Source organism: Saccharothrix sp. NRRL B-16314, assembly GCF_000716595.1.
Taxonomy (GTDB): Bacteria; Actinomycetota; Actinomycetes; order Mycobacteriales; family Pseudonocardiaceae; genus Actinosynnema.
On sequence record NZ_JNXC01000057.1, the window covers coordinates 1 to 17,350 of the forward strand.

Here is a 17,350-nt window from a genome sequence, read left to right on the forward strand (position 1 = left end):
CCTGAGGCTGCGTTGTTGAACGAGACGGAGTTCACGCAGGCGGCGTTGTTCGCGGTCGAGGTGGCTTTGTTCCGTCTGGTCGAGTCGTTGGGTATGCGGCCGGACTTCCTGATCGGTCATTCGGTCGGTGAACTCGCCGCTGCTCACGTCGCCGGTGTGTTGTCGCTGGCGGATGCGTGCGCGTTGGTGGTGGCGCGTGGTCGGTTGATGGGTGCTTTGCCGGCTGGTGGTGGCATGGCGGCGGTGCAGGCGACGGAGGAAGAGGTCGTCCCGTCGCTCGATGCGTTCGCCGGTCGCTTGTCGGTCGCGGCGGTCAACGGGCCGCAAGCGGTTGTGGTGTCGGGTGATCTGGACGCGTTGGACGAGTGGTTGCCGTCGTGGCAGCACCGGAAGACCACGCGCCTCAAGGTCAGCCACGCGTTCCACTCGCACCTGATGGACCCGATGCTGGCCGAGTTCCGCAAGGTCGCCGAGGGTCTGACGTTCAACGCCCCTCGCATCCCGATCGTGTCCAACGTGACCGGCAAGTCGGTGTCCTCGGAGCTGACCGAACCGGGCTATTGGGTCGACCACGTCCGGCAGCCGGTGCGGTTCATGAACGGTGTCCGCACCCTCCAAGCCGAGGGCGTGACGAAGTTCTTCGAGCTCGGCCCGGACGGCGTGCTCACCGCGATGGCACGCCAGTCGCTGGACGACGACGACATCGTGTTCGCCTCGACGCTGCGCGCCCGGCACGCCGAGCCGGAGACCTTCGCCGGGTTCCTGGCCCAGGCGCACTTCGCCGGAGCCCCGATCGACTGGCCGGCGTTCTACGCCGACACCGGCGCGCGGCGCGTCGAACTCCCGACCTACGCGTTCCAGCGCGAGCGCTACTTCCTCCCGTCCAGCGCCGGCGCGACCGACCCGGCCTCCTCCGGCCTCGGCCGGCTGGAGCACCCGGTGCTCGCGGCGGCGGTGCCGGTGGGCGACCGCGACGAGTGGGTGTTCGCCGGGCGGATGTCGCAGGACACCGTGCCGTGGGTGCGCGACCACGTGGTGCTGGGCATGGTGATCGTGCCGGGCGCCGCCCTGGTCGAGCTGGCCCTGGCCGCCGGCCGCCAGACGGGTAACCGCGGACTGGAGGAGCTGGTCCTGGAGGCGCCGCTGGTGCTGCCGGACAACGCGGCGGTCCAGGTGCAGGTCACCGTCGGCGAGCAGGACCAGGACGGCCGGCGCGAGGTCGCGATCTACTCGCGCCCGGAAACCGGCGACGAACGCGCGGCGGTCTGCCACGCGCGCGGAACGCTCGCCGCGGACGCGGAGGCCACCGCGCCGACGTGGCTCCCGGTCCAGTGGCCGCCCGCGGGCGCCGAACAGGTCGACGTGGACGGGCTGTACGCGCGCCTGGCCGAGATCGGCTACGACTACGGCCCGCTGTTCCAAGGCCTGCGAGCCGCCTGGCGGGTCGGCGACGAGGTCTTCACCGAGGTCGTCCTCCCCGAGGGCATCGGCGGCACCGGGTTCGACCTGCACCCGGCGCTGTTCGACGCGGCACTGCACGGCGTGCTGCTGGACCTGGAGCCCGGCGCACCGGTCGGGCTGCCGTTCTCGTGGTCGGGCGTGCGGCCCGGCACGGTCGGTGGCCCGCGGGTGCGGGTCCGGATCGCCCCGGCGGGCGACTCCGCGCTGCGCGTCGACATCACGTCCGAACTGGGCGAGCCCGTGGCGTCGGTCGACGCGTTCGTCCTCCGCCCGGTGGACCCGGCCCAGCTCGAAGGCACGCGGCGCGGCCCGACTTCCCTGTTCGAGGTCACGTGGACGCCCGTGACGCCCGCGAGCCGCAACGGTGACGGCCCCGTCCGCACCGCGGTTCTCGGCGGCGAGGGCGACTACGCCGATCTCGACGCGCTCGAACTGGCCCTGACCACCGGCGAGAAGGCACCCGACCTGGTCGTGGTGCGGATCGCGGCGACGCCAGGAGAACCCGGCACGACAGCGGGAGAGCCCGGCGCGGCGGCCCACGCGGTCGCCAAGGACACGCTGGCGTTGGTGCAGCAGTGGCTCGCCGACCCGATGTCGGCCGAGATGAAGCTGGCCGTCGTCACCCGCCACGGCATCGCGGTGGGTGACGAGGCGCCCGACCTCGCACTGGCACCCGTGTGGGGTCTGCTGCGCAGCGCGCAGTCCGAGCACCCGGACCGGTTCCTGCTGGTCGACGTCGACACGGCGGACGGGCCGGACTGGGACGCGCTGGCCGGTCTGGACGAACCGCAGGTGGCGGTGCGCGAGGGACGCGTGCTCGTGCCGAGGCTGACCCCGGCGGCCGAGCCCGGCGAACCGCTGTCGGCGCTCGACCCGGACGGGACGGTCTTGATCACCGGCGGCACCGGTGGCCTCGGTCCGGTGTTCGCCAAGCACCTGGTCTCCTGGCACGGCGCGCAGCACCTCGTCCTGGTGAGCCGGCGCGGACCGGCCGCCGAAGGCGCGTCGGAACTCGTCGCGGAACTGGACGCGCTCGGCGCACGTGCCGTGATCGCGGCCTGCGACGTGACCGATCGCGCCCAGGTGGCCGAGCTGATCGCGTCGTTGGAGCACCCGCTGACCGCTGTGGTCCACGCGGCGGGTGTGCTGGACGACGGCGTGGTCGACTCGTTGACCGCCGAGCAGTTGGAGCGGGTGATGCGACCGAAGGTCGACGCCGCACTGCACCTGCACGAGCTGACCGCCGGCCTGGACCTCGCGGCGTTCGTGCTGTTCTCCTCGATCACCGGCCTGATCGGCACCCCCGGCCAGGGCAACTACGCGGCGGCGAACACGTTCCTGGACGCGCTCGCCGCACGGCGGCGGTCCGAAGGGCTCGCAGCCAGTTCGCTGGCATGGGGCCTGTGGGGCGAAGCGGGCATGGCGGGCACGCTCGACGACGCCGAGATCGCCCGTCTCGCGCGGACCGGCGTGGAACCGCTGTCCACCGAGCTGGGGCTCGACCTCTTCGACCACTCCTCGCGGCTCGACACGGCGCTCCTCGCGCCGGTGCGCCTCGACCTCGGCGCACTGCGCGTGCGCGCACGGTCCGGCACGCTCCCCGCGTTGCTGCGCGGACTGGTCCGGATGCCCGCCCGCCGCGTCGAGCAGCACGTGTCACTGGCACAGCGACTCGCGGGCGTGCAACCGGCCGAACGGGAATCAGTCGTCCTCCAGTTCGTGCGGGCACAGGTCGCGGCCATCCTCGGCCACCCCTCACCCGACAGCATCCAGCCAGAACGCGCGTTCAAGGACCTCGGATTCGACTCGCTGTCCGCGGTGGAACTGCGCAACCGGCTCAACCAGGCAGGCGGCGTCCGGCTGCCCGCCACCCTGGTCTTCGACCACCCGACATCGGCGTCGGTCGCACAACTGCTCCTGTCCGAAATCGACGGCGACGCCCCTGAAGCGCCCATCGACCAGGAGCTCGCGAAGCTCGAAGGCATGCTCGCCACGATCGAGAACGCCGAGAAGGAACGGGTGGCCGGACGGCTGCGCGTGCTCCTCGCCGCGCTCACGGACGGTCCGCAGCTCGCGACCGAACGGATCGAAGCGGCAACCACGATGGACGAGGTTTTCCAGCTGATCGACGCGGAGTTCGGCGCGTCATGACGAGTGCGACCGCAAGCCCGGATCGCCCGAGGGACACGGCTATGAGCGGTGGAGTCACCGACCCGCAGCAGGAGAAGTTGGTCCGGTATCTGAAGAAGATGGCCGTCGACCTCAGCGAGACCCGCGCGCGGCTGTCCGAGTACGAGGACCGCGCGAGCGAGCCGCTCGCCATCGTCGGCATGAGCTGCCGCTACCCGGGCGGCGTGACGTCGCCCGACGAGCTGTGGCAACTCGTGGCGGACGGCCGCATCGGCACGTCGGGGGAGTTCCCCGGCGACCGCGGCTGGGACGTCGAGCACCTCTACGACCCCGACCCGGACCACACCGGCACGTCCTACGCGCGCGGCGGCGGGTTCGTCGACGGCGCGGGCGACTTCGACGCGGAGTTCTTCGGCGTCAGCCCGCGCGAGGCGATGGTGATGGACCCGCAGCAGCGGCTGCTGCTGGAGTCCGCGTGGGAGGCGTTCGAGGACGCGGGCATCGACCCGACTTCCCTGCGCGGCAGCGACACCGGCGTGTTCTGCGGCGTCATGTACCAGGACTACGGGTTCGTCGCGGGCCAGAGCGACCGGCGTCCCGAGGTCGAGGGCTACCTGACCATCGCGTCCGCGGGCAGCGTCGCGTCAGGACGGCTGAGCTACACGTTCGGGTTCGAGGGCCCGGCGGTCAGCGTGGACACCGCGTGCTCGTCCTCGCTCGTCGCGGTGCACCTGGCGAGCCAGTCGCTGCGGGCGCGCGAGTGTTCGATCGCGCTGGTCGGCGGCGTCACCGTGCTCGCGCGGCCGAGCGTCTTCATCGAGTTCAGCCGCCAGCGCGGTGTCTCGCCGGACGGGCGCTGCAAGGCGTACGCGGCTGCCGCCGACGGCGTCGGCTGGGCGGAAGGCGCCGGGCTGCTGGTGCTGGAGCGGCTGTCCGACGCGCGGCGCAACGGGCACAAGGTGCTCGCAGTGATCCGCGGCAGCGCGGTCAACCAGGACGGCGCCAGCAACGGCCTCACCGCGCCCAACGGTCCCTCGCAGGAGCGGGTGATCCGACAGGCGCTCGCCGACGCGGCCCTGAAGGCGTCCGACGTGGACGCCGTCGAAGGGCACGGCACCGGGACGCCACTCGGTGACCCGATCGAGGCCAAGGCGTTGCTCGCCACCTACGGGCGGGAACGCGAGAACGGCGCGCTGCGCCTCGGCTCGGTCAAGTCGAACATCGGCCACACCCAGGCCGCGGCCGGCGTCGCCGGGATCATCAAGATGGTCATGGCGATGCGGCACGAGGTGCTGCCGCGCACCCTGCACGTGGACGCGCCGTCGCCGAACGTCGACTGGACCGCCGGTGACGTGCGGCTGCTGACGGAAGCCGAGCCGTGGCCCGCCGGCGACCGGCCGCGTCGGGCGGGGGTGTCGTCGTTCGGCGTCAGCGGCACGAACGCGCACGTCATCCTGGAGGAGCCGCCCGCCGAGGCGGTGTCCGAGGAGCCGGCCGTTCAGCCCGCCGCCGTTCAGCCCGCCGCTGTGCCGGTGCTGCTGTCCGCGCGCGGTGAGGCGGCGTTGCGCGAGCAGGCCGACCAGCTGCGCGCGTTGCTCATCGCCCAGCCCGAACTCTCCTTGCTGGACGCCGGATTCTCGTACGCCACCACCCGTGCGCACCTGGACCGGCGTGCGGTGGTCGTGGCCGGCGATCGTGGCGAACTGCTGACCGGGCTCAAGGCGCTCAGCGCGGCCGAGCCGGCGGCGAACGTGCTCGAAGGTCACGTGATCGGCGGCAAGGCGGTGTTCGTGTTCCCGGGTCAGGGAGCGCAGTGGGAGCGGATGGCGGTCGAGCTGCTGGACTCCTCGCCGGTGTTCGCCGAGGAGATCGCGGCCTGCGGCAAGGCGTTGTCCCCGCACGTCGACTGGCAGTTGGAGGAAGTGCTGCGCGGTGCGCCCGGTGCGCCTTCGCTGGCGCGGGTGGACGTCGTGCAGCCCGCGTTGTTCGCGGTGATGGTGTCCCTCGCGCGGCTGTGGCAGTCCTACGGCGTCGTGCCCACGGCCGTTGTCGGGCACTCGCAGGGTGAGATCGCGGCGGCGTACGTGGCGGGCGGTCTGTCGCTTGAGGACGCGGCGCGGGTCGTGGCGCTGCGCAGCCGTGCGATCGGTGAGCGGCTGGCGGGTCACGGCGGGCTGGTGTCCGTGGCGCTGGCGGTGGAGCGGGTCGAGGAGCTGATCGAGCCGTACGGCAGCAGTGTGTCCGTGGCGGCGGTGAACAGCCCGGCGGCGGTGGTCGTCGCCGGTGAACCCGACGCGCTCGACCGGCTGGTGGAGGCCTGCACGGCCGAGGGCATCCGGGCGAAGAAGGTGGCCGTCGACTACGCCTCGCACTCCGCGCAGGTGGAGGCGATCGAAACCGAACTGCTCGACGTGCTCGCGCCGATCACGCCGCGTTCGGGCGGTATCCCGTTCTACTCGACCCTGCGGGGCGGGTTCGTGGACACCGCCGAGCTGGACGCCGACTACTGGTACCGCAACCTGCGCGGCCGGGTCGGCTTCGAGCCCGCGGTGCGCGCGTTGATCGGCAACGGCGTGAACTGCTTCATCGAGATGTCGCCGCACCCGGTGCTGACGATGTCGGTGGAGGACACCGTCCAGGCCCTCGACGCGGCCGACCGGGTCACCGCGGTCGGGACGTTGCGGCGGGGTGAAGGCGGGCCTGGGCGGTTCGCGACGTCACTGGCGGAGGCGCACGTCGCCGGGGTTCCGGTGGACTGGGCGGGGTTCTTCGCAGGCAGCGGCGCACGGCGGGTGGAGCTGCCGAGGTACGCGTTCCAGCGGCAGCGGTACTGGCTGGTGCCCGGCGTGTCCGGCGACCCGGCCGCGGCCGGGCTCGGGCGGCTGGAGCACCCGGTGCTGGCCGCCGCCGTGCAGGTCGGCGACCGCGACGAGTGGCTGTTCACCGGCCGCATGTCGGCCGACGCCCAACCGTGGACGCAGGACCACGCCGTCTTCGGCTTGGTCATCGTGCCCGGTGCCGCGCTGGTCGAACTGGCGTTGACCGCCGGTCGTCAGGCGGGCTGCCCGGTCGTGGACGAGATCGTGCTCGAAGCACCGCTGATCCTGACCGACGACGCCGCGCGGCAGGTGCAGGTCACCGTCGCGCCGGCGGACGAGGACGGCCGCCGGCCGGTGGCGATCTACTCGCGCCCGGAGGCCACCGGCGCCGACGGCGAACGCGAGACCACCTGCCACGCGCGCGGGTGGCTGGTCGCCGACGCGCAGGCGTCCGTGCCGTTCCCCGCGGCGTGGCCGCCGGCGGGCGCGCAGGCGCTCGCGGTGGACTCGCTGTACCCGCGGCTGGCCGAGGTCGGTTACGACTACGGTCCGCTGTTCCAGGGCGTGCGCGCGGCGTGGCGGTCCGGTGAGGACCTTTACACCGAGGTCGTGCTGCCCGAGGACACCGGGGGCGGGGGCGCCACATCTTCTCTTTCCCGGCAACAAAATCCCGATTCCCATTCATCCCCGGGTGCGGGATCACTTTCGGGTGATCTCGGTGGCGGTGGTGCTGGTGGCGGTGATCTCGGTGCCGTGGTGCGCGGGTTCGGCATTCATCCTGCTCTGTTCGACGCGACCTTGCACGGTGGGCTGATCGAGAAGGAGGCCGGGTCCGGTGCGGACCTGCCGTTCTCCTGGTCCGGGGTGCGGTTGGGACAGCGGCCGGGTGGTTCGCGGGTCCGGGTCCGGATCAGTCCGGCGGGTGAGTCCGCGATGCGGATCGACGTGGTCGACGAGACCGGGGCGATGGTCGTCGCGGTCGACACCATCGCGGTCCGTCCGGTGGACCAGGCTCAACTCGAAGGCGCGCAACGTGGACAGCAGCGCGCGCTGTTCCAGGTCGAGTGGGTCTCGGTCCAGGACGTGAAGCCGTCCGGGACGGCGCGGATCGTGGTCCTCGGTGGGATGGCCGCACAGGGCGAGCGTTACGCGGACCTCGCGGAGCTGGACCAGGCGTTGGCGGACGGCGCCACGGCGCCCGACGCGGTGCTCGTCACGATCGAGCCCACCGCGCAGCCGGACGCCGCCACGGCGGCCCGTGAGGTCGCCGGGCGGACGCTCGACCTGGTGCAGCGCTGGCTGGCGAACGAACGGCTCACCGACGCACGACTGGTCATCGCCACCCGACGCGGTGTCGCGGTCGGTGACGAGGCCGCCGACCTGGCCGTCACGCCGGTCTGGGGCCTGGTGCGCAGCGCCCAGTCCGAGCACCCCGGCCGGTTCCTGCTCGTGGACCTCGACCGCGAAGACGGCGAAGACCGCGAAGTCACCGAGCAGGGCGAACGGGGTGAGAAGGACGAGCGGGGCGAACAGCTGGACTGGGCCACGGTCATCGGGCTGGACGAACCGCAGGTCGCCGTGCGCGCCGGAGGTCTGCTCGCACCCCGGCTCAGCCGGGCCGCAGCGGAGTCGACCGGTGGCGCGTGGCGGCTGGCGAGCAAGCGCAAGGGCTCCCTGGAAGACCTGGCGATCATGCCGTCCGCGGGGGAGCGGGCACTGGGCGTGAACGAGGTGCGCGTCGGTGTCCGGGCCGCGGGCCTGAACTTCCGGGACGTGCTGATCGCGCTCGGCCTCTACCCGGGCGACGCGCCGCTGGGCAGCGAAGCGGCCGGTGTGGTGCTGGAGGTCGGCTCCGGCGTGACGGACCTCGCGGTCGGCGACCGGGTGTTCGGCCTGGTGCTGGACGCGTTCGGACCGGTGGCGGTGGCCGACCGGCAGACGGTCGTGCCGATGCCCGAAGGCTTCTCCTTCGCCGAAGCGGCGGCGTTGCCGGTGGTCTACCTGACCGCGTACTACGGCCTGGTCGACCTGGCCGGCCTGAAGCCCGGCGAACGGCTGCTCGTGCACGCCGCGGCCGGCGGTGTGGGCATGGCGGCCGTGCAGTTGGCCAAGCACTGGGGTGTCGAGGTCTTCGCCACGGCGAGCGAGCCGAAGTGGGACGCGGTCCGGGCGTTCGGCATCCCCGACGAGCGGATCGCCTCCTCGCGCGACCTCGCGTTCCGCGAGAAGTTCCTCGACGTCACCGGCGGCGAGGGCGTCGACGTGGTCCTGGACGCGCTGGCGGGCGAGTTCGTTGACGCCTCACTGGAACTGCTGCCCCGCGGCGGCAGGTTCATCGAGATGGGCAAGGCGGACCTGCGCGACCCGGCGACCGTGGCCGCCGACCACCCGGGTGTGCGCTACCGGTCCTACGACCTGATGGAAGCCGGACCCGAGCGCATCCAGCAGATGCTCCTGGAGATCGTCGCGCTGTTCGAGCAGGGCGCGGTCGACCACTCGCCGATCCGCACGTGGGACGTGCGGCGCGGGCGGGAGGCGTTCCGGTTCCTGCGCGAAGGCCGCAACACCGGCAAGCTCGTGCTCACCGTCCCCGCACCGCCGGACCCCGACGGCACGGTGCTGATCACCGGTGGCACCAGCGGGCTCGGCGCGCTGTTCGCCAGGCACCTCGCCGAGCGGCACGGCGCCAGGCACCTGCTGCTGGTCAGCCGTCGCGGTCCGGCCGCCGAGGGCGTGGCGGAGCTGGTGGCCGAACTGGCGTCGCTCGGCGCCGAAGCGCACGTCGCCGCGTGCGACGTGTCCGACCGCGCCCAGGTCGCCACGCTCCTCGGCTCGCTGGAGCGCCCGCTCACCGGCGTGATCCACTCGGCCGGTGTGCTGGACGACGGCCTGGTCGAGTCGCTGACCCCGGAGCGGCTGGAGCGGGTGATGCGGCCGAAGATCGACGCCGCGCTGCACCTGCACGAGCTGACCGCCGGCATGGACCTGTCGGAGTTCGTCGTGTTCTCGTCGTTCGCGGCGCAGATCGGCAACTCCGGCCAGGCCAACTACGCCGCCGCGAACACGTTCCTCGACGCGCTCGCCGCCAAGCGACGCGCCGACGGCCTGGTCGCCACGTCGCTGGCGTGGGGCCTCTGGGGCGACGCCACCGGTATGACCGGCGACTTGGACGACAACGAGATCGCCCGGCTCGAACGGCAGGGCTTCGGCGTGCTGTCCGCCCGCCTCGGCCTCGACCTGTTCGACCAGGCGCGCAAGCTGGACGAAGCGCTGTTCGTGCCGATCCCGCTCGACCTCGGCGCACTGCGTGGCCAGGCGCGCTCCGGCATGCTGCCCGCGTTGCTGCGCGGGCTGGTGCGCGCGCCGGCACGACGGGTCGAGTCCGCCGGCGGCTCGCTGGCCGAACGGCTGGCCGGCGTCGCGCCGAACCACAGGGAACGGGTCGCGCTCGACCTGGTCCGCGCGCAGGTCGCGTCCGTCCTCGGGCACGCCTCGCTGGACGCCATCGAGCCCGACCGCGCGTTCAAGGAGCTGGGCTTCGACTCGCTGGCCGCGGTCGAGCTGCGGAACCGGCTCACCCGGGCCACCGGCCTGCGGCTGCCGACCACGCTCGTCTTCGACCACCCGAACCCGCTCGCGGTGACCCGGTTCCTGATCCCGATCGCCATGCCGGACGCCGCCCAGCCGACCACCGAGCGACGGTCGGAGGAGGACGAGATCCGCGACGTGCTGACCTCGATCCCGATCGGCCGGCTGCGCAAGGCGGGACTGCTCGACACCCTCCTCGAACTGGCGAGCGGTGATCAGGACGACGACTCGACCGAAGAGGACGTCGAGGCGATCGACGACCTCGACGTGGACGCGCTCATCCGGATGGCCCAAGAAGACGTGTCATGACCCAAGACGCGAGAAAGCCTGGCATGACAGAGATCGAGCACGTGGTCGCGGCTTCGCGTCCGGACGGGAAGGCGTAGGCATGGCCGCGAAACAGAACGACATCGTCGACGCCCTCCGCAAGTCGCTCAAGGAGACCGAGCGACTGCGCCAGCAGAACCGACGGCTGCTCGCCCAGGCGTCCGAGCCGATCGCGATCGTGGGCATGAGCTGCCGGTTCCCCGGCGGCGCCACGTCACCGGACGAGCTGTGGAAGCTGGTGTCCGAAGGCCGTGACGCGGTCGTCGGGCTGCCGGAGGACCGTGGCTGGGACCTGGAGAACCTCTACGACCCCGACCCGGACCAGCTCGGCAAGGTCTACGCGGGCGGCGGCGGTTTCGTCGACGGCGTCGGCGATTTCGACGCCGGGTTCTTCGGCATCAGCCCGCGTGAGGCGCTGGCCATCGACCCGGCGCAGCGACTGGTCCTCGAAGGCGCGTGGGAGGCGTTCGAGGACGCGGGGATCGACCCGACGTCGTTGCGCGGCTCCGACACGGGTGTGTTCTGCGGAGCGGTCTCGTCGTTCTACGGCGGCTCGATGACGTCGGAGCAGGAGGGTTTCCGCCTCACCGGCACGGTGGGCAGCATCGTGTCCGGCCGGGTCGCCTACAGCCTGGGGCTGGAAGGCCCGGCGGTCACGGTCGACACCGCCTGTTCGTCTTCTCTCGTGGCGATGCACCTCGCGTCGCAGGCGTTGCGGTCGGGCGAGTGCTCGCTCGCCCTCGTCGGCGGCGTCACGGTCCTCGCCGGGCCGTTCCTGCTGGTGGAGTTCAGCCGGCAGCGCGGTCTGGCGGCGGACGGGCGCTGCAAGCCGTACGCGGCCGGCGCGGACGGGACCGGGTTCTCCGACGGCCTCGGCCTGCTGGTGATGGAACGGCTGTCGGACGCCCGCCGCAACGGGCACCGCGTGCTCGCGGTCGTGCGGGGCAGCGCGGTCAACCAGGACGGCGCGAGCAACGGTCTGACCGCGCCGAACGGTCCGTCGCAGGAAAGGGTCATCCGGCAGGCGCTGGCGAACGCCGGTGTCAGCGCGGCCGACGTCGACGCCGTCGAAGGCCACGGCACGGGCACCCGGTTGGGCGACCCGATCGAGGCTCAGGCACTGCTCGCCACCTACGGCAGCGAGCGCGAGAACGGTCCGCTGCGGCTCGGGTCGATCAAATCCAACATCGGGCACACCTCGGCCGCGGCCGGCGTCGCCAGCGTGATCAAGATGGTCATGGCGATGCGCAACGGCGTGCTGCCGCCCACCCTCCACGTGGACGCGCCGACACCGCACGTCGACTGGGACTCCGGTCAGGTCAAGCTGCTCACCGAGGCCGAGGAGTGGCCGGCCGGTGAACGACTCCGCCGGGCCGGTGTGTCGTCGTTCGGGATCAGCGGCACCAACGCGCACGTCATCCTGGAAGAGGCGCCCACCGAGACGTCCGCTCCGGTCGACGGTGTGTCGCACGTGCCGTCCGCCGTGCCGGTCCTGCTGTCGGGCAAGAGCGACGAGGCGTTGCGGGCGCAGGCCGCCCGGTTGCGCGCGCACCTGACGGCGCACCCGGATCTCGGCTTGCGCGATGTCGGTTTCTCGGCGGCGACGACGCGGGCGCACCTGTCGCAGCGCGGCGCGGTGTCGGCGACGGACCGCGACGCTTTGCTGGCCGGACTGGGCGCACTCGCCGATGGCGGGCCTGGGGCCGGTGTGTTCCAGGGACAGGTGTCGAGCGGCAGCACGGCGTTCCTGTTCACGGGTCAGGGCGCTCAGCGCGCGGGGATGGGCGTGGAGTTGGCGTCCTCGTTCCCGCGTTTCGCCGAAGCTCTGGACGAGGTCTGCGCTAAGCTGGACCCGAAGCTGGGTCGTTCGCTGAAGGATTTGCTGGGTGCTGCGGAGGGTTCGCCCGAAGCTGCGTTGTTGAACGAGACGGAGTTCACGCAGGCGGCGTTGTTCGCGGTCGAGGTGGCTTTGTTCCGTCTGGTCGAGTCGCTCGGCATGCGGCCGGACTACCTGATCGGTCACTCGGTCGGTGAGCTGGCTGCTGCTCACGTGTCCGGTGTGTTGTCGCTGTCTGACGCGTGCACGTTGGTGGTCGCGCGTGGCCGTTTGATGGGTGCGTTGCCCGCCGGTGGCGGGATGGCGGCGGTGCAGGCGACGGAGCAGGAAGTCGTTGCGTCGCTTGACGGCTTCGAAGGTCGCCTGTCGGTCGCGGCGATCAACGGCCCGCAGGCTGTGGTCGTTTCCGGTGAGATCGAGGCGTTGGACGAGTGGCTGCCGCAGTGGCAGGACCGCAAGACCACCCGTCTCAAGGTCAGTCACGCGTTCCACTCGCACTTGATGGACCCGATGCTGGCCGAGTTCCGCACGGTCGCGGAGGGTCTGACGTTCAGCGAGCCGCGTATTCCGATCGTGTCGAACGTGACCGGTGGTGTGGTGTCGGCCGAGCTGACCGACCCCGGCTACTGGGTCGACCACGTTCGCGGCGCGGTGCGGTTCGTCGACGGCGTCCGTACCCTCCGGACCGAGGGCGTGACCCGTTTCCTGGAGCTGGGCCCGGACGGTGTGCTGACCGCGATGGCGCGGCAGTCGGTGGAAGACGACGCCGTGTTCGTGTCGGCGTTGCGCGCCCGCCACCCAGAGCCGGACACCTTCGCGGCTTTCCTGGCGCAGGCGCACATCGCCGGTGCCACCGTCGACTGGACCGCGTTCTACGAAGGCGCGCATCGGGTCGAGCTGCCGACCTACGCCTTCCAGCGCGAGCGCTTCTGGCTTTCCCCCAACACCGGCGCCGGCGACCCGGCCGCTGCCGGACTCGGTCGCCTCGACCACCCGGTGCTGGCCGCCGCGGTCGCGGTCGGCGACCGGGACGAGTGGCTGTTCACCGGCATCCTGTCCACGGAGACGCAGCCGTGGGTCGCCGAGCACGTGCTGCTCGGCAACATCGTCGTGCCCGGCACCTCCCACGTCGAGATGGCGATGGCCGCCGGTGCCCGGACCGGATGCCCGGTGGTCGAGGAGCTGGTCCTCGAATCCCCGCTGCTGCTGCAAGAGCAGGTGGCGGTCCAGGTCCAGGTCACGGTCGGCGAGCCGGACGAGGACGGCCGCCGCACGGTCGCGATCTACACCCGCCCGGTGGCGGCGGACGGTGCGAGCGAGACGACCTGCCACGCCCGGGGTGTGCTCGCGCCGCAGTCCGAGTCCATGGCGGCATGGCCGTCCGAGTGGCCGCCGGCAGGTGCCGAGCCGCTCGTGGTGGACGACATGTACGCGCGCCTGACCGGCATCGGCTACGACTACGGCCCGATCTTCCAAGGCCTGCGTGCCGCGTGGCGCGACGGCGACGAGATCTACGCCGAGGTCGCGCTCCCGGACGAGTACGTGGACGCGGTGCACGGTTTCGGCCTGCACCCGGCCCTGTTCGACGCCGCGTTGCAGAGCGGCGCGGTGCTGTTGGTCGAGGGCGACAACGCCCAGCGCAAGATGCCGTTCAGCTGGTCCGGCGCGCGGATCGCGCGCCCTGGCGCGACTCGCCTGCGCGTCCGCGCCGTCATGACCGGTCATTCCGCCGTGCGGCTCGACGCGATCGACGACTCCGGCGCGGAGGTCGTCTCCGTGCGGTCCATCGCGATGCGCCCGGTCGACCAGTCGCAGCTCGAAGGCGGCAAGGGCGGCCAGAACTCGCTGTTCAAGGTCGAGTGGGCCGCCGTCGAGGGCACGTCGGGGCCGACCAAGGTCGCGCACCTCGGTGGTCCGGACGGCCTCGCCGCGCTGGAACTCGCCTCGGCCGAGGGCGCCGAGGTTCCGGACGCCGTCATCGCCGTGGTCGAGAGCTCGGCGGACGCGGGTGCCGCAGCGGTGCGCGTGGTCGCCGAGCGCACGCTCACGCTGTTGCAGGGCTGGTTGGCGAGTGACGCCCTGGCGGGTGCCCGGCTCGTGGTGGCCACGCGTGGCGGCATCGCGGTGGGCGATGAGGCGCCCGACCTGGCGGTCGCGTCGGTGTGGGGTTTGGTGCGCAGCGCGCAGTCCGAGCACCCGGGACGCTTCCTGCTGGTCGACCTCGACGGCGACCTCGACGGCGGCGAACCGGACTGGGCCGCGGTCATCGGTCTTGAGGAGCCGCAGGTCGCCGTGCGCGGCGGTCGACTGCTCGCGCCGAGGCTGGCCCGTGCGGTTGCCACGTCGTCCGAGCTGCCCGCGTTCGACCCGGACGGGTCGGTGCTGATCACCGGCGGCACGGGTGGTCTGGGCGCGGTGTTCGCGAAGCACTTCGCCGAGCGCGGGGCCAAGCACCTGGTGCTGGTGAGCCGGCGCGGTGCGGCGGCGGACGGTGTCACGGAACTGGTTGCCGAGCTGGACACCCTGGGCGCCCGTACCGTGGTCGCGGCGTGTGATGTGTCCGATCGGGACCAGTTGGCAGACCTGATCGGCTCGCTGGAGCAGCCGCTGACGGCGGTGGTGCACGCGGCCGGTGTGCTGGACGACGGCGTGATCGAGTCGCTGACGCCCGAGCAGTTCGACCGGGTGCTGCGGCCGAAGGTCGATGCCGCACTGCACCTGCACGAGCTGACCTCGGGCATGGACCTGTCGGCGTTCGTGCTGTTCTCGTCCGTCGCGGCGTTGATGGGCAGCGCGGGCCAGGGCAACTACGCGGCGGCGAACGCCTTCCTGGACGCGTTGGCGGCGAAGCGTCGCGCTGACGGTCTGGTCGCGAGTTCGCTGGCGTGGGGTCTCTGGGCCGGTGCCACCGGGATGACCGGTGAGCTGGACGACGCCGAGCTGGCGCGGCTGGAGCGGATGGGCGTCGGCGCGCTGTCGGTCGACCTCGGTCTGGAGCTGTTCGACCGGGCCACCGGGCTCGGTGACGCGCTGCTGGTGCCGGTGCGGCTCGACCTCGCCGCCCTGCGGGTGCAGGCGCGGGACGGGATGCTGCCCGCGTTGCTGCGCGGCCTGGTCCGCGTGCCCGCACGGCGGACCGGAGCCGGTGGTTCGCTCGCGGAACGGCTGGCGGGCGTGCCGCGGGCCGACTGGGAGCGCATCACGCTCGACCTGGTGCGCGGGCAGGTGGCGTCCGTCCTCGGGCACGCCTCGCCGGCGGCCGTCGACGCGGACCGCGCGTTCAAGGAACTGGGCTTCGACTCGCTGGCCGCGGTGGAGCTGCGGAACCGGTTGACGCAGGCCAGCGGTGTTCGGCTGCCGTCGACGCTGGTCTTCGACCACCCGACGTCCGCCGCGGTCACCCGGCTGCTGCTGTCCGAGGTCGAGGGGGTGCAGCCGGCCGCGACGTCGGCCCGGACCAAGCAGACCCGGAGCAAGCAGGCGGGGACGCCGGCCGACGAGCCGTTGGCGATCGTCGGCATGAGCTGCCGCTACCCCGGCGGTGTCGCCTCGCCCGCCGACCTGTGGCGGCTGGTCGCGGAGGGCCGTGACGCGATCTCCGGGCTGCCGGAGGATCGCGGTTGGGACCTGGAGCGGCTGTACGACCCGAACCCCGATCACGTCGGCACGGTGTACACGCGCGGCGGCGGCTTCCTGCGGGACGCGGGCGACTTCGACGCCGGGTTCTTCGGCATCAGCCCGCGTGAGGCGCTGGCCACCGACCCGCAGCAGCGGCTGCTGCTGGAGGCGGCGTGGGAGGCCTTGGAGGACGCGGGTCTGGACCCGACGTCGTTGCGCGGCACCGACACCGGCGTGTTCTGCGGCGTCGTGACGTCCGACTACGGCGGCTCGATGCCACCGGAGCTGGAGGGCTTCCGGCTGACGGGCACCACGTCGAGCGTGGTGTCCGGCCGGGTCGCCTACAGCCTGGGTCTGGAAGGCCCGGCGGTGTCGGTGGACACGGCGTGCTCGTCGTCGCTGGTGGCGATGCACCTCGCGTCGCAGGCGTTGCGGTCGGGCGAGTGCTCGATGGCTCTCGTCGGCGGTGTGACCGTTCTGTCCGGGCCGTTCCTGCTGGTGGAGTTCAGTCGCCAGCGCGGTTTGGCGCCGGACGGGCGTTGCAAGTCGTACGCGGAGGGCGCGGACGGGACCGGGTTCTCGGACGGTCTCGGCCTGCTGGTGATGGAGCGGTTGTCCGACGCCCGTCGCCTCGGCCACCGCGTGCTCGCGGTCGTGCGCGGCAGTGCGGTCAACCAGGACGGCGCGAGCAACGGTCTGACGGCTCCGAACGGTCCGTCGCAGGAACGTGTGATCCGGCAGGCGTTGGCGAACGCGGGCCTGTCACCGGCTGAGGTCGACGCGGTGGAGGGTCACGGCACGGGTACCCGGTTGGGTGACCCGATCGAGGCTCAGGCACTGCTGGCCACGTATGGGCGTGAGCGGGAGAACGGTCCGCTGCGGCTTGGCTCGATCAAGTCGAACATCGGGCACTCGTCGGCGGCTGCCGGTGTGGCCGGTGTGATCAAGATGGTCATGGCGCTGCGGAACGGGGTGCTGCCGCAGACGCTCCACGTTGACGCGCCGTCCCCGCACGTCGACTGGGACGACGAGCAGGTCAAGCTGCTCACCGAGTCGGAGGAGTGGCCTGCCTCGACGCGTCCGCGTCGTGCCGGTGTGTCGTCGTTCGGCGTCAGCGGCACCAACGCGCACGTGATCATCGAGGAGGCGCCGCCCGGTGCGGCGGAGCCCGCTGTCGTCGCGGGCGGGTCCTTCCAGCCGTCGGTGGTGCCGGTGCTCGTGTCCGGCAAGGGCGAAGCGGCGTTGCGCGCGCAGGCCGGTCGGTTGCGCGAGTACCTGGTGGCGAATCCGGATCTCGGGTTGGCGGATGTCGCTTTCTCGGCCGTGACGACGCGGGCGCAGCTGTCGCAGCGCGGCGCGGTGGTGGCTGGTGACCGCGACGGCTTGCTGGCCGGTCTGGACGCGCTCGCCGAGGGCCGACCGGCTGCCGGGGTGTCGCAGGGTTCTTTGATCGGTGGTAAGTCGGCGTTCTTGTTCACGGGTCAGGGTGCTCAGCGTGCGGGGATGGGCGTTGCGCTTGCGGCGTCGTTCCCGCGTTTCGCCGAGGCTTTGGACGAGGTGTGTGCCGAGC

2 protein-coding genes and 1 pseudogene are annotated in these 17,350 nt (G+C 72.2%); all 3 read left to right on the forward strand.

All coding sequences use genetic code 11. From position 1 onward, the window contains the following. Positions 1 to 15: 15 nt before the first annotated feature. Positions 16 to 3,612: pseudogene (locus OQ02_RS38480) on the forward strand (SDR family NAD(P)-dependent oxidoreductase); the annotation flags it as partial. A gap of 41 nt (positions 3,613 to 3,653) precedes the next feature. Then, positions 3,654 to 10,307 (forward strand): type I polyketide synthase, encoded by a 6,654-nt coding sequence (locus tag OQ02_RS40590; RefSeq protein WP_037329863.1) that lies wholly within the window; start codon positions 3,654 to 3,656, stop codon positions 10,305 to 10,307. A gap of 79 nt (positions 10,308 to 10,386) precedes the next feature. After that, on the forward strand, positions 10,387 to 17,350 hold a 6,964-nt coding region (locus OQ02_RS38490; RefSeq protein ID WP_033443626.1), incomplete at its 3' end, for a type I polyketide synthase.